This window comes from Sphaerisporangium melleum, assembly GCF_014646695.1.
Lineage (GTDB): Bacteria > Actinomycetota > Actinomycetes > Streptosporangiales > Streptosporangiaceae > Sphaerisporangium > Sphaerisporangium melleum.
On record NZ_BMNT01000001.1, the window covers coordinates 282980 to 298734 of the forward strand.

The 15755-nt window shown below is 68.5% G+C and carries 6 protein-coding genes; 1 reads left to right on the plus strand and 5 read right to left on the minus strand.

Going from position 1 to position 15755, the window contains the following annotated elements:
* Positions 1–9: 9 nt before the first annotated feature.
* From drmB to IEY93_RS01650, 5 genes are all read right to left on the minus strand, one after another.
* The gene (gene drmB, locus IEY93_RS01630) at positions 10–1914 is read right to left on the minus strand and encodes an MrfA Zn-binding domain-containing protein (RefSeq protein WP_189161101.1); all 1905 of its coding nucleotides are present in this window, start codon (positions 1912–1914) and stop codon (positions 10–12) included.
* On the minus strand, positions 1914–6047 hold the full coding sequence (drmA, locus tag IEY93_RS01635; protein ID WP_229690767.1) for a DISARM system helicase DrmA: 4134 nt from the start codon (positions 6045–6047) through the stop codon (positions 1914–1916). The genes drmB and drmA overlap by 1 nt, the downstream gene beginning before the upstream one ends.
* A gap of 95 nt (positions 6048–6142) precedes the next feature.
* Positions 6143–10165 (minus strand): Eco57I restriction-modification methylase domain-containing protein, encoded by a 4023-nt coding sequence (locus tag IEY93_RS01640; protein ID WP_189161102.1) that lies wholly within the window; start codon positions 10163–10165, stop codon positions 6143–6145.
* A complete protein-coding gene (gene drmD / locus IEY93_RS01645; protein WP_229690768.1) occupies positions 10162–13302 on the minus strand; it encodes a DISARM system SNF2-like helicase DrmD in 3141 nt (1046 codons plus the stop codon). Before drmD ends, IEY93_RS01640 begins: the two co-directional genes overlap by 4 nt.
* Before the next feature lie 331 nt (positions 13303–13633).
* Positions 13634–13954 (minus strand): hypothetical protein, encoded by a 321-nt coding sequence (locus tag IEY93_RS01650; RefSeq protein WP_189161104.1) that lies wholly within the window; start codon positions 13952–13954, stop codon positions 13634–13636.
* A gap of 78 nt (positions 13955–14032) precedes the next feature.
* Here IEY93_RS01650 and IEY93_RS01655 point away from each other — a divergent pair, with 78 nt between their 5' ends.
* Positions 14033–15700: an alpha/beta hydrolase gene (locus IEY93_RS01655; RefSeq protein WP_189161105.1), complete on the plus strand. Its 1668-nt coding sequence runs from the start codon at positions 14033–14035 to the stop codon at positions 15698–15700.
* Positions 15701–15755 lie beyond the last annotated feature (55 nt).

The following is a 15755-nucleotide window of genomic DNA, read 5'->3' on the forward strand; positions in this document are numbered from 1 at the left end:
GGCGCCGGATCACGGCACCTCCGGGAAGAGGGCCGGCTCGGACGGGTCGATGGGCACGACGAAGCGCCGGTCCAGGAAGCGGTTGCCACGCTCGCAGGTGGTCTCCGACACGAACAGGCAGGCGTGGCAGGCGGCGCCGTGCAGGAAGTCCTCGGGGTCGCGCGGCAGCCGCTCGGCGCACAGCGGGTCGGACGAGCAGCGCCGCGCCTCGGTGAGCGCGCGGCGGGTCAGGCGGACCAGTTCGTCGGGTTCGGCGAGGGAGACCAGGCCGCCGAGGGTCCCTTCGGCGTCCGGGACGGCGGTGTAGATGAGGATGCCGCCGCGTGGGTCGTCCTCGTCACCGGCGTAGACGCGTTCGGCGAGGCTGGCCGAGTTGTACCCGCACTCCAGCGCGATGGTCCTGATCATCAGGTGCGACAGGGTGTGCAGCGCGTAGTAGCGTGCCCCGGGCCAGCCCAGGTACCGGGTGTCCTCGTTGAACGGCTGCCCGGTGCGGGCCGAGTAACGGTACTCGCGGAACCGCCCGTACGCCTCGTAGTGCAGCTTCATGGCCGCCGAGTCCTCGACGGTCCTCTCCCAGTCGGCCAGCAGGTCCTCCGGCACCCGCAGGAAGATGCCCTCACCGCGCACCTCGCTCGCCGGAACCCATGTGGGTTTCGACCGGGACAGCGGCGCGCGGGTGACGAGGTTGGGGTCGTCGGGGTCGGGGGCGTCCAGGCGGGTGAAACCGATCATCGCGCGCACCTCGCGCACCCGCTCCACCTGGATCACGTCCGAGTAGAAGTCCTTGAGCAGGTTCGGCACGCCGTCGGGGTGGCGGTAGGCGGTGAACTCGTCGCTGGGTTCGGGCAGTTTGGTACCGGAGAAGACCTGCCATTCGGGGGTGCGCAGGTCGGGGTACCCCTCGGGCTCGCTATCCGCCTCGCCGGCAGCGAGACCGGTCCGGTGGCGTTCGATCGCGGCTAGGAGCTCGTCATCCTGCCATTTCTCGAACTCGTAGCTCAGCGGTGGCATCGACCGCAGGAAGGGAAGCGTGTTGGGCCCGGCGACGTGCTGAAGATTCCCCCAGAACTGCTCGACCTTCGCGTCGAGCTCGCTCGCCCCGCTCTGCGGCACGGCCAGCGCGGACAGGGTCTGGGCGAACCACTGGTTGGACGCGCCGACGACCAGCACGTGCAGCGACCTGGCGCACCCGGCGAACGTGCCGAGGTGCGGGTGGCGGCCACGGCAGCCCGGCAGGTGTTCCTGGCCGCGCCTGCCCATCACCTCACGGATGTTGCGGTCGGCCGGGCAGCGCTGGCAGGAGATGCGCACGTTCGCGCCGAGGTTGCCGCCGTAGTCCTCCATCAGCAGGTGCGGCTTCTCCACGGTCGGGCACGTACCGCCGTGGTGCACGAACTCCAGGTACGGGAAGTCGTCCAGGTGCCCGGCGCCGCACGCCACGACGAACCGCGCGCCGACCACGAGATTCTTCTTGCGTCCCCTGCCGCACTCGTGGAAGAACCGCGCCTCGTGCGGCTTGTTCGGTTTGTCGTTCTCGAAGCCGAAGACCCCGGAGTCGATGCGGGCCAGCAGGTTGCACGCGGTGCACCGCATCCAGCTCGGGAACGGGGCGACCGGAGTGCCGGTGCGCGCCGCTTCGCCGTTCGGGTCCTGGTCCGCGCCAGGTAGCCAGGGGGCCGGCTTCAGCTCTTTCACCGTCTTGCTGAGCACGGTCTGCACGGCCGCGAGCAGCCGGGGCTCGGTGATCACCACATGCTTGTCGCCGAGTTTCTCATACCTCCAGTCGTCCAGTCCCTTGACCAGGACCGAGAAGTTCGGCAGGTCAACCAGGGCGCCCACGCCGCTGGTGAACATCAGGTGGCTGGGCCGGACCGTACCGACCCGGCTGCGGTACTGCGAGTAGCTCGCCATCACTTGCCCCCTCCCCCGATCGTGGATACGCCCAGTTCGTCGCCGACGGGGATGTCGGCGTCGTCGTCCGCCGCGTCCGGAGTGGCGAACACCCAGGCGGTCGCGCCGACGGGCGAGTCGAAGATCGCGCCGCTGGCGGGCAGTAGCAGGTTGATGTCGTTCTCGGTCTCCCGCATGGAGTTGCCGACCGTCATCAGACCCCACGGCGCGTTGCCCGCCCGGTCGATCAGCGGTGCGACGGTCTCCTGTTTGGTGGCCCTGCGCTCGTAGCCGAGCCGTGCGGGCCCCTGCGTGCGCTGCTGCCACATGTCCGTGACCGCCTTGATGCGGGCGTCCAGGTACTCCCGGCTGCGGGGGCCGCCGACCGCTTCGGCGCGGCGCAGCATCCGGGTGACGATATGCCGCACGGGCTCGCCGTCCAGCGGCACGCCCTCGGCGTCCCGGTTGCCGGAGTAGGACTCCTCGGCGTGCCGGATCGCCGCCACGATGGTGGCGGTGGTGCCCCGGTCGAGCGCCCGCCGGGTGTAGGGCGTGACCGACAGCGCCTCCACCTGGCGGTAGAAGGTCGCGTGGTAGTGCTCGAAGTCCTCGAAGTGCGCCAGGTCGCGGGGACGCGACCAGTTGTACAGCGTGATCACCAGGCCGGGGCGTTCGGCGGTCCGGCCGACCCGCGAGGACGCCTGGATGTACTCGGCGGTGTTCTTCGGCTGACCGGTCATCACCATGAGCCCGAACCGGGAGACGTCCACGCCGACCTGCAGCATCGACGTCGCCAGCACCACGTCGACCGGCTGCCGGTCGGCCGTGCGATCACTACGCCGGTCACTGCGGCGGTCGAGGTACCGGTCGGCGAGCGGGTGGGCCTGCCTGCGCTTCTCCTTGTCCTTCTCATTCAGCACGTCGATCAGTTCGTCGCGGATCTCGGTCCGCCGCCGGGTGGTGTCGAGTTCGGGGTCGAACCCGATCTCCAGCCGGTTGAGCACGTCGCTGATGTCGGCCGAGGAGATGCGGGAGGTCAGCTCGACGATGTTGAGCAGGTCCGTCCGGGCGAGCAGCCGGTCGGACAGCCCCTTGCGCCTGCCGTGCGTCCGCACCCGGGTCGTCACGTCGTCGTCCAGGTAGCGGCGCATGCCGGCCAACTCCCGGGTGGCGTTGAAGTAGCCGACCACGGTCATGTACGGGTCGGCGGCCTCGCCGTGCCGGTCGAACATCGTCTGCCCGGCGAGGAAGAGGATCTCGGCGAGCCGGATCTCCGCCGACTTCAGCCGTACGCCGTGCGCGCACACCCCGAGGTAGCGCCGCCCCGGCGTCGCGGGGGTCACCGGCACCTGCCGGGAGAAGAACGTGTCGGACACGTCGATCACCTGCGGCGGGAACACCGCGAGTCCGCGGGCGAAGACGCCGAGTACCTGGCGCTCGGCCCGCTTGGTGGTCGCGGTGGACGCCACGATCTTGGGCCCGATGTCCCGGCCGCCGGCCCGCCAGGTGCACAGCTCGTCCACCGCGGCCTCGAACAGCCCGACCGTGGTGCCGAGCGCCCCGGAGATCAGGTGCAGCTCGTCCTGGATGATCAGGTCCGGCGGACGGAGCCGGACGACCGGCACGCTGGCCGTCTTCGGCAGCTTCCCCTTGGCATGGTGCTTGTCCCCGCAGCCGATGGCGTCGTCCAGGTCGGTGTGCCGGTAGCCGTGCCGGGGGCAGCGCTTGCTGACCCTGCCGAACAGGTGCCCGGCGAAGCCGCGCCACGGGAGCTGGGCCAGTTTGTCCACGGTCGCGATGACCAGGCTCGGGGTCAGCCGGTAGATCTCCTCGTCCACGGTCAGGATCGGCAACCCCTCCCGGCGGCCGGCGATCTCCCCGGGGTCGTCCAGCCGCGCGGTCAGCATGCGGTCCTCGCCGAGCCTGGAGAACGGGCAGAAGTCGCCGTCCCCCTCTCGTCCGCGCCCGCAGTAGAGCAGCATCCGGCGGCGCTCCACGTCGACCTCGATGTTCCGGCCCGCGACGAGCTTCTCGCCACACCAGGGGCAGGTGAGCGTTTGCAGCACGTTGGCCCGGCGGCGGCTGTCCGGCGCCTCCCTGGCCTCCTGGATCTGCTTGTCGGCCTGGTCGAACCAGTTCGGCGAGACCGCGTTGCCCACCCACAGGCCGATGCGGAACGGCTCCTCGCCCCAGGTCGCAGGGTCCTCGCGGCGCAGCACCTCGGCCGCGCACACCAGCGCGGCCGCCCGCTGGAACTGCTGGGCGGTCAGCAGCCGCAGCGTGTAACGCATGAGGACGGCGACGCCCGACATGCCGTCGCGCGCATCGGCGGCGATGCCGACGACCCGTTGCAGCCGCCGAATCGCGAAGGTGTAAGCGGTCAGGCCGAGGTACGCCTCGGTCTTGCCACCGCCGGTCGGGAAGAACAGCAGGTCGACGGTCGCCGTGTGGTCGGCGGCCCGCTCGGGGTGGCCCGGATCGGTCAGCGAGGGCAGGTTGAGCAGCACGAACGCGAGCTGGAACGGCCGCCAGGACGCCGCCTTCGCGCCCTCCTCCTCGACCTGCGCCATGCCCTGCTCGTAGGTCAGTCCGAGCTCCTCCCGCCGCTTCGCCATCGCGGTACGGCGGCGCTGCGCGGCCATCGCCCGGTTCGCGAACCGGAACGCGGCGAGCGCCTGCCGGTGCCGCTCGGCGGTGAAGACGAACTCACCAGGGTCGGCGGGGCCGGCCGGGGTCGGCAGCGGCCGCCCGCTGAGCAGGGCGATGCCGGTCTCGATGCGCCGGGCGGCCTGGCGGGCCTTGTACACCGCGAGCGTCGCGGCCTCGCGCAGCGGATCCGGAAGCGTGGGGATGCGCTGCTCCTGCACGTCCAGCCAGGCGGCGTAGCCGGTGGCGAGCGGCATCAGCCCGGCGGCCAGCTCATCGGGCGAGGCGTCGGCGAGGGCGTCCATGGACAGCTCGACCCCGGCGAGCGGAGTGCCCTCGCCCACCGGCGCGACCGTGGCGGGGACGTCGTGGACCGGCAGCCAGGTGGTGTACAGCTCGGCGGCGCACCGCTGGCCGTCCGGGACGACGGCGTGCACGGCGACGTTGCGGCCGGACGCGTACCGGCGCTCGTCCCGGTACAGCAGGCGCAGGTGCCGGTCCTCCAGGTCCTCCGCCAAGCCCGCGTCGCCGTCGAGCGGGTCGTCGATGGGCAGGAAGACGCAGGGAGCGGCCTCCCCGGCGGCGTGCGGGGCTGTGACCTTGAGCTCGGTCTGGAACAGCCAGGCGGTGTCGGGTGCCCGTACCGGTGCCGCCTGCTGGTTGATCAGGGTCAGCTCGACGACCCGCCGCCCGTCCTTCTGCGAGCGCACACCAACGGCCAGCAGCACACCACGTTCGTCGGGCCGCTCCATCGTCAGCGGGATGCGCTCCGACGGCTCGCCGTCCAGCCGGATCTGCTTGACGTAGCTCACCGGCTCGCGGCTCCATGCCTGAGCCGGCCGCGTCCCGCCCTTGCCGTCGTCCACCTGGACCTCGGACTTGGCGTACCGGCCCCAGGACGCGGTGACCGTCAGGACGTCCACGTCGCCGGGCACCGCGAACATCATGCCCATGGACGAGGCCCAGATGCGGCCGAGGTTCTGCGGGGTCAGCTTGTCGGGCAGCTCGCCGTCCTCGCCGCTGCCCTCGGCGCCGATCTCGGTGTCCGGCACCTCGTCGGCGGCCTCCTCCATCGACCGCGCGGACGGCTTCGGCCCGAGCATGCCGACCAGGTAACGCTCGCGTGGGCCGGGAGACCGCGCCGGGAGCTCCTCGGTGTCCCCCTCCCAGGGGCCGAGCAGGTCGAGGTGGACGTACTTCTGGAAGGCGTCCCTGACCTCGAACGACGTGGCCGGCGTGAACACCTGCGGCGCGTCGAGGCCGCGCGGCGCCGGTTGCTCGGAGCCGGGTAAGGCAGGCTCGTCGGCGGCGGAGCCCAGTGCGGCGGAGCCGGCGTCCGCCGTCTTGGCACCGTCGCCGTGGTCACCGGGGCCGCCCGCACCATCGACGTTCCCCCCGCTGCCGGCGGCGTTGGGAGTGTCGGCGTTCGCGGGGCTGCCGGCGTTGTCGGCGAACAGGTCGGCCTGCTCGGCCTGTGCCGCGAAGAGCGGTTCCTGCCGGTCGTACACGGAGGGCTTCCTCTCTGATCACCTGAATCGTCAAGAACAGCCGAGCCCCCCGACCACGGCCGCGAACCACCTGCGTGCGTTGCCTACCTACCCGCTCACTCCAGCAACGCCTCCTGCACCGACCCATCCGCCAACGCCTGCTTCTTGCCGGCCCGAGGCCCCTTCTTTTTGGCCCCCTTGTCGTGCAGCCCCTTGGCCACCTCTTCGGCGTACCGGGCGTGGTTCAGCTCAAGCAGCCGATCCACCAGCTCGCGCCGGGCATAGGGGCCAACGGTGTACCGCGTCTCCCGCCCGAGATCGTGATGCCCATGATCAAGCTGCTCGATCAGGTCGTCCCACCCGTAGGCTCGGCACACGGCCTCATCAATGGTCTTATGAATACGGCGCAGCTCAACGATGTCATCGTCGTCACACTTGGGATCGTTGACCAGGTTGTACGTCTTGGTAAGACCAGCTTGACGCGCAAGCATGAGGTCGCGGCGGTAGGTGTCCAACCGGTTCCCGAGGTCACGCATCTCCTGCGTAAGTTCGGGCAGTGGCAGCGTCTCGAACACGTCCGATGGGGTGTAGCGGAGGTCTGCCTTCATAGACGATGCCCTCGCGACCGCCCACCAGTAATGAGGAGCACTGGAAAGCAAAGCGAGCATGGCCGTGTCATCGGTAGCGAAGACACCAAGCATGTGCGAGAACACCTGGCCAGTCGGCACGATCACCGGCATTACTACCTTGCTCACCAGCGCGATCACGATGACTCGGTCTAACCTTTCGATGGCCCTCAGCATTGCAGGACGTTTTTCACCGAACTGCCACCAATAGTCGCGATAGACCTTGCGATTGTTCTGATCACGCTCCGGCTTCACCAAGCGATAGACCTGATCGTATGGTTCCACATACGTCTTAGCATCCTCCTCGCTCCAGTCGTGGAAGTTGATTACCCAACGACTACCCGAGAAGTCCGGCCTCGAGTTTAAGTCCTGTCCGTTAACATACGGATATAAAACCTCGCGATTGCGCGAATCCTGGTCGAGCATCCGCCTCGCCGCACCCGATTCCAGCGTGAACCCTAGACCAAGCACGTAGGATCCTATGAAACACATATCATTAGCCTGTAAACGCCGAGGATTGCCCGTGACCCGCGACCCGGCATCCAGCGATGCGGCTATCACTGACACGATAGACCCATCAGCATTACGGTGTGCACTCTCACCCAATATCGCCTTACTGGTCCAAACCGCACAATACTCCAACACTGCACTTCTTGATGGCCAGGGCCTGCTCTTGATCGACTGGCGTATATTGACCCCTTCGACTAGAAGCTGATCAAGACCAATCTCTCGAGTATCCCCTTGAGCAAGCGTATTAGTCGCTATGAGACCTGTTTGCCCGTCCGCATTGAGTAGATCGTGGGAGCGGAGCAGAAAATATGCAACAAGGTCCGCGCTACCGCGTACGCCGCGGCCAACCGCTGCGATGAGATACTCGCGATAAGCAACCCCCAAGGCGCCAGTCAACTTCTGCCCACCCAAGAACGGAGGATTGCCGATGATGGCGTCAAATCCCCCCTGCTCGTAGACTTCGGGGAAGCTGAGTGGCCAGTGCATGGGCCGGCTACTGAACCCGCCATTCGCCTGGTACGGGGCAAGCCACCCCTTGCGGGCCTCGCGGGCACCCAACTCGCCTTTGCCCGCATGAACATCATTCGCAAGCTTGGCCACTTGTTCGGATCCCACTTTGAGGCCTCGTTCACCTTTGCCCGAATAGGCCAGTGCTGCGCCCACAGTCAGGTCAGCCATAAGGCGAAGCTGACCCGACGTAACCTCTACATCGGCAAGGACTGCCCGCTTCTTCGCGAGGGCACTTAGCGGATCATTACCCAGCTCCACCTCGGAGATACCCCGGCGCCGTTCGGCCAGTTCAGCAACCGTCGACCTCACTCCGGCGGTCCAGTCGAAGATGTCATGGTGAATTTCCCGGCCCTTTTCGGCATCCATGTGCATATATTCGAGTTGCTCCAGCGACGTAATGCCCAGCAGGGCGTCGCCGGCCACCAGCCGGTCGTCCACGAAAGTGAACGGTCGGGTGGTGTCCATGGAGACGAGCCAGAGGGAGAGTTTGGCCATTTCTACGGCCATGGGGTTGATGTCCACGCCGTACAGGCAGTGTTCGATGATCTGGCGGCGGGCTTCGATGATCAGGGGGTCGGCGTCGGCGTCAACGCGGCGATCCTCCGCGCCGGCCAGATACGCCAGCGCCTCCGCCTTGCCCTCCTGGGACCACGCTTCGACGAGCTTCTCCCCCAGGTAACGGGCGGCCGCGACCAGGAACGCCGCCGAGCCCATGGCGATGTCGGCGATCTTCAGCTTGAGGATGTCGTCCGCGCTGCGCAGCTTCCACTCGTTCTTGTCCGCCGTCTGCAACGGACCGGGCGAGTAAACCAGCGGTTCCAGGGCGCCCTCGACCACCTGCTCGGCGAGGAAGCGCGGCGTGTAGTGCGTGCCGGTGTTCTTGCGCAGCGCCGACTCGGTGACGTACAGCGCACCGGGCAGGATGACCACGGGCAGACCGCGCAGGTCCTCCCGGATGATGCCGGAGAACGGCAGCAGCCGGCGGGCCAGGTCGGCGTCGCCGCCGGTCGCGGCGAGCAGCCGGCGGGTGGCCTCCATGGTGGCGGCGTCGTCCAGCGGGGCGAGCTTGCGGGTGAGGGCGCCTGCCGAGCCGATGCCGGAGTCCTTGTACTCCTCGGCCAGCTTCGCCGCCAGTCCGTCGCCGGCGGTGGCACGCAGCCGTTCCAGGTGGACGAGGTCGACCTCCTCCTCCTTGCCCGGCTTGCCGATCAGCCCCACCACCGTGTCGGCCGCCCGGAAGCCCTCGTAGGACAGCAGGCCCTCGTACACGTAGCCGATCTGCTCCACGTCCAGGGAGCGGAAGGTCAGCTTGCGGCGTTCCCGGTTCTTGCCGGTGCCGACCTCGACGTACTGCACGGCGCGCAGCATGTGCATGACGGTCCGGTCGTCGATGGTCAGTGGCATCCAGGCGTCCGCGTCCGGGTCGAACATCGAGCCGTCGTGCGGGTGCATGGTGAGCCGGGGGTGGTCTACGCCGCCGTGGACGGCGCGGAACAGGGCGAGCAGGCGATGCCAGGCGGCCTGAGTGTTCTCCAGCTCGTCCTCGGTGCCCTCCGCGGCCCGCTGCTCAAGCTCGGCGCACAGCCGTCCGGCCGAGTACGCCGTGGCGTACACATCGTTGTCGGAAGGGAGCAGTCCCCGTTCCTCGGCGAACAGGATGAAGACGACCCGCATCATCACCGTGACCGCGCCGCGGTAGACCTCGTGCGCGCTGACGTCGTTCGAGACTCCGGCGCGGCCGATGGCGGCGACGAGCAGTTCGACGGCCTGGCGCACCTGCACGCCGAGGGCCTCGGTGATGTCCTCCTGGCTGTCCAGGCTGGCGGTGAGCAGCGCGGGCAGCCGTTCCCGCTCCGGGACCTCGAAGAACCGGCCGATGTTCAGCAGCGAGACGAAGGCGCGCAGCACGTCGCGTTCGGCCGACTCCGGCCAGGGGATCGCGTCGAACACCGCCGTCGTGGTGACCCCGCCGCGCGGCGCCCAGACCAGCGCCCACCAGCGGCCGTCGGTGACCAGCCCGAGCTCCACACCGTGGTGCCGGCAGAGCTGGGCGACGCGGTCGACCGGGGTGGCGGCCCAGGTGGACGTCTTCATGCGTGCCGTCGGGTGACCCTTGCTGATCATGCCGAGCAGCCGCACGGTGTCCGGCTTCGCCTCCCCGCCGGGGACGGCGAGCGCGAAGGACGGGGTGACGGTGGTGTCGTGCTCGGGCACGTCCATCGCCAGGTGGCCGAGGCCCTGGTCCAGCCCGCCCAGGTGGACGGCGTCGCCCCAGCGGAGCAGGTCGCGCAGTACGTACTCGATCCACTCTCTGCTGCTTCCGCCCTTCTGCCAGGCGGCGTGCGCGAGACGGAGCCCTTCGAGCTCCTTCTTGCCGACCGCGTCGAGCGTCGGCCAGGTGCCGCGCAGCACGGGGAGGCTGAGGAACGGACCGGACACCTCGACCAGGCTGAGCCAGTCCTGGTGGCTGAACTCGGGGACGTGGTACCTCATCGGGTCGCCTCCCGCCTCGGCACGACGAAGACCACGGCCACCGGGAACCGGTGCGGCTGGGGGTCTCGGTAGCGGGCCGCGATCACCTTGAGCTCGCGGTCACGTTCCTCGGCGAGGTGGGACAAGCGTTCCTCCCAGGATCTGCGGTCCTTGCGGTACTGATCCAGCTCTTCCTTGCTCTTGGCCGCCTCGGCCCGGCTGAACAGGGCGTCCTCTTCGTCGCCTTCGGCGAGTTTGGCGCGCAGGGTGGCGGTGAACTGGTCGAGGTTGTCGACGAGGCGGCTCTGCTCGGCCTCCATGCGCTGGGCGAGCTTGCGGTCGAGCTGGCCCCGCAGTTGCTCCACCCGCCAGTCGATGGACTGGAGCAGGGGGCCGCTGACCCTCTTCTCCCATACGTCCGCCAGCCGGCTGCGTACCGGGGCGGACGCCGGGGTGCCCTCGCTGAGCGCGCGGTCGAGGATGCCGCCGAGCACGGTGAGGTTCTCCAGCCGGCGGAACCGTCCCGTCTCGGGCACCCAGCCGCCGGCGTGCAGCACCTCCTCGTGCAGCCGGACGCCGTCCCCGCCGACCAGCAGGAAGCGGGAGTACGCGCCGACCAGCGTCGTCTCCAGCGCCGGGTCGTCACTGACGACGGCGGCGACCCGGTGCAGGCCGATCTCGCCGTTGGAGACGGCGGCGCGCAGCAGCCGGGTGGACATGGCGACCAGCGGGTGGCCGAGATGGGCGAGCACCACGTCGTCGCGTACCCGGCCCTCGGTGTCGATGGTGGCCGTGGCGTCGAAGGTGATCGGCCGCTGGTGTGGCGGCTCGTCCTTCTTCACGGCCTTCTGCAGCAGGCCCGCCGTGGCGCGAGCCCATGAGCCGGTCAGGGGCGCGACGTCCAGCAGGCCTTCGGCGAGGTGCTTCTCGTCCAGGTGCGGCCTGAGCGGCTGCTGGCGGGCCAGGTCGAGCGCGGTGTCCACGACCCGTTTCACGTTGGCGGGGGTGATGCCGAGCACCTGGACGGTGGCGTCGAGGTTCTCGCGCAGCTTGCGCACCTGCTCGCGGACGTTGGTCTCGACCGGGATGGTGCCCTTCTTGCCGGCCCGCTCGACGTCGTAGTCGGTGATGTCGTGCAGCATGCGCTTCTGCACGGCCGCCGCGAGCACGGCGTTGACCGACCCCAGGTCCTCCTCCATCCGGGCGACCTTGTTGGCCACGCGGGACAGAAACTCCAGGTCCGCCTCGTAGGAGTCGACGGAGGTGTCCCAGCCGGTGCCGACGAAGTGCCGGATGTCCGGCGTCCGCTTCTGCCCCCACCGGTCGATGCGGCCGATGCGCTGCTCGAGCTTGTTGGGGTTGAACGGGATGTCGTAGTTGACCAGCCGGTGGCAGTGGTTCTGCAGGTCGATGCCTTCGCTGGCCGCGTCGGTGGCGACCAGGATGCGCACCTTGTGCTCGCTCGGGTCCTTCTGGAAGGCCACCCGCAACCGCTCGCGTTCCTCGGCGGACAAGCCGCCGTGCAGGATCTCCAGCCGGTCGTCCCCGGCGAGGCCCTCCTGGCGGAGCAGTTCGACCAGCCACCGCTGGGTGTCGCGGTACTCGGTGAAGACGACGACCCGCTCGTTCGTCCACTGGCCACCCGGGCGGCACACCGCCTTGAGGTAGGTGATCAGCTCGCGGGCCTTGGCGTCCGGCGCGGCCTGGTAGTCCTGCGCCCAGCCGCGCATGCGGTTGAGCAGCGTGACCTCCGCCTCGGTGGCGGCGCCCTGCAGCGGGGCGGCGGTGCCGATGGCGTCGTCCTCGGCGACCGCCAGGGCCTCGTCGTCCAAGGTTGCCGTGGACTCGTAGAGCTCGTCGAGGAAGTCGTCGTAGTCGTCCTCGGCCTCGGTGTAGGGGACGGCCTTCGCGCCGCGCGCCGTCTCCAGGTACACGCCGAGGGTGTGCTCGAACGCCGCGGGGCTGGAGAACAGCCGCTTCTTCAGCAGGAGAGTGACCAGGTCGGCAGCCCTGCGCCCTCTGTGGCTGGTGTTGAGCCGGGCACGCCGCAGCTTGGCGAACTCGGTCAGCAGGGCGTGCACCTGCCGCTCGTCCTGCGGGTACTCGACGGGGATGGCGTGCGCCTCCCGCTCCAGGAACCGCTTGTTCCCGTGCTCGTCAACGATGTCCCGCTTGAGCCTGCGGACCACTGTCTCCCGCACGGCGCTCCTGTCCGGGTCGACGCCACGGGCGAACCGCTGGTTGTCGAGGATCTCCAGCAGGGCGGTGAACGACGCCTGGTAGCCGTTGTGCGGGGTGGCCGACAGGAACAGCCGGTGGGTGAAGTGCGGAGCGAGCCCGCGGATCAGCTTGGTCTGCTGAGAGTCCACCGCGTACACCTGCTTGGGCGCGGCGGGCGCGATGTGGTGGGCCTCGTCCAGGATGAGCAGGTCGAAACGGCGTTCCAGGCCGGCCGGGTCGAGCACCTCGCCGAGCAGCCGCTGGGCCTTCTGGCCGCGCAGCCAGGGCAGGCTGACGATGGTCAGCGGGTAGACCGAGAAGGGGTTGGCGGCGCTGCCGTGAGTGCGGCGGACGATGGCGCAGCGCTCGGTGTCGACGATGGTGAAGTCCAGGCCGAACTTGTCGGCCATCTCGTCCTGCCACTTCAGCACCAGACCGGCCGGGCAGACGATCATTATGCGGCGGGCCCTGTTGCGCAGGAGCAGTTCCTGGGCCACCAGGCCGGCCTCGATGGTCTTGCCGAGTCCCACGTCGTCGGCCAGGAGGAGGTTCACGCGGGGCGCGTCGAGCGCGCGGGCCACGGGTTCGAGCTGGTAGTCCTCGATGGCCACGCCCGACCGGAACGGGGCCTGCAGGGTCTTCACGTCGGCGCTGGTGACCGCCGACCAGCGGATGGCGTCGAGGAAGGCGGCCAGCCTCTCGGGAGAGTCGAAACCGTCGGGGGTGACGTCCGGTAACGAACCGCTCGGTAATAAGCGGCGACCGGGCTCTAACTCCCAGATCACCTCGAGCGTCTCGCCGTACCGGCCGTCCTCGACGCTCTGCAGCCTGACGAGCGTGCTCGCCTCGGCGGGCTCGGACTCGCCGACCACCCACCGCTGTCCGCGGACCGCCACCAGGGAGCCGGCCACCGGCCGCTCCGACGGCGCAATCGTCACTGTTTCTCCTCGCCAACGGTCCAGTACCCGGCCATGGAAAGCCGGCACTTCCGCCACGAGCGAGACATCCCCCGAATAAGTCTCGACGGGGCATTTCTGGACAAACAACATTCTTACTCCGAACAGTGAACCTGTCGGCGTGTACAGCACTGTAGAGCAAGGGATGGGAAACTGTCCACAGAACATCCAACGATGTGGACTCGATTCACAGAAGAGGAGTGGCCTGGCGCGATGCGGCCACTCTGAAAGCCGGAGACACCCCTGATCCCGACACGTTCACCACAGATGACTCTCGGCCCTGGCAAATGGTTTACCCGACCGGCCACCACTGTCAACGCAGGTAGCGGTCATGCAGCAGCCCTCCGGCAGGACCGAGCAGCCCTTCGAGGACCGCTTCGGGGAGGCGTTCCAGGCCGGACCTGCTCGCCTCGGCCGCCTGGCGAAAGAGTTCGGCCCGCTCCCTCAGCCGGCTCGCGACCGTTCCGGTCGCCTGGGCCATCGAACCCATCTCGGTCTGTACACGGTCGCGGTGCGGACCGTTCCAGCGCATCCGGCCGAGCATGTCGTGGACGGGCTTGAGGACTTCTTCGACCGCTTCCGCCAAATCATCCGCTTCGTGCGCCAAACGTATGAATTCGTCATATTGCGACATCGCACCCCCGCCCCCGCGGCCCATAGCAATCACCGAGAATCCTTCCATAAGGGGCGAAGCGCAGGTAGATTGCGGCCGGTGGAGCCCGAGCGCCTGGTCGACCCGGAGGAACTGGAACAACTCGCCAAACTCCTCACCGACCGACGGCAACTCGCCGAGCAGTACTACGCCCGCGCTGGACAGCTCATCGGCCAGGCACAGGCCGGTCCGCTGGTCAGCGTGCTGCGCTGGGCCACGGACACTCCCGCGGAGCTGTTGAACCGGGCCTCCATCGCACGCACGGCGGAGAAGGGCGGCGACCCGTTCGGCGCCCTCAAAACCTTCGGCCTCACCACGTCCATCGGCTCGATATCGGGCAAAGAGGGCACACGATTAAGTAGCGACCTGAAAGCCGTTCTCGCCACGAACAAGGCCGCCACCCCCGAGCAGCGGGCCGCCGCCGTCCGGGCGCACTTCGCGAAGCTCAAGGCCGACGAACGGTCCTGGCTCGCCGCCAACCAGCCGACCCTGGTCGGCGGCCTCGACGGCGCCCCCAGCAACGTCCGCTTCGCCGCCAACAAACTGCTCATCGAACGCGACTTCGCCCACGAACAGCGTGAACTCGCCACCCTCAAGGCCACCGACCCCAAGAACCCCCAGATCCCCCTGCTCGAAAAGCGCCTGGCCCGCCTGACCGAGTTCCAGCAGCCACGCATCACCGGCGACGGCCAGTCCAAGCCCCGCCAGTTCCTTCTCTTCGACCCGGCCAACGACGGCCGGGTAGCCGAGGTCTTCGGCGACCTCGGCAAGGCCACCCACGTAGCCGTCATGGTCCCCGGCATCACCAACCGCCTGGACAACTATGGCGATATCGCCAAGGACGCGCAGGCACTCATCAAGGACCGCCGGACAGGTAAGGATCTGCCCGGAACGGCGGTCATCACCTGGCTGGGCTACGACACCCCCGAGTTCGGTGACGCCCCCTTGCCGAACAAGGCGGAGGCGGGCGCGTCAGACCTGCACTCCTTCCGCGCCGGTCTGGAGATCGCCAAGGATGCCAAGGTCTCCCTCTTCGCGCACAGCTACGGCACCCTGCTGTCGAGCAAAGCGCTTCAACAGGGCACCCCGTTCAGCGCCGTGGTCTTCATGGGCAGCCCCGGTCTCGGCCCGAACGTCAAGAGCGTGGCGAGCTTGAAGCTTCCGCCCGGTACCCCGGTTTTCGCCATGCGCGCGCCCGGCGACTGGGTCTCCTACACCGAGGCGCACGGAAAGGATCCCGCCGAGATGACCGGAATCCAACGGCTCGCCACGGGCCGGTCCGCTGGTCACTCGCAGTACTACATGGCCGACAACACGGCGCTGAGCAATCTACAGACCGTTCTCGTGGGAGACGGGCGCCTGCAGACGTTCACCGGCTCACCGAAGCTCGACGACGAACAGAGGGGAGCCGGCTTCGCCCGGATGCTGGTCCATGAGATGCAAAGCCGAGTGCCGCAGTGGAAGACCGGCGAGCTCGGCGCCGCCCTCGAACCCGTCATCAAGTGGCTGCAGGCGGGTGGCCCGGATGCGAAGACGTTGGCCGCCACAGCGACTCTGAGCAAAGAGTCTCTCGTAGCCGCGACAATGGTCGCGCTGCATAAATCGGGGCTCGACGGTTACTTCACCGCTCAGGATGTTGCCGAGATCATCGGCAAGTCCATCGGTGAGGTAGCCAAGGAGTCCGCCACCGTCCTGGACGACGGGATCAAGAAAGGCTGGTTACTCTGAACGACCAGGGAACCTGGCGAGTCAGGCGCTGCCCTTCCTCACGTCCGTCTCTCAC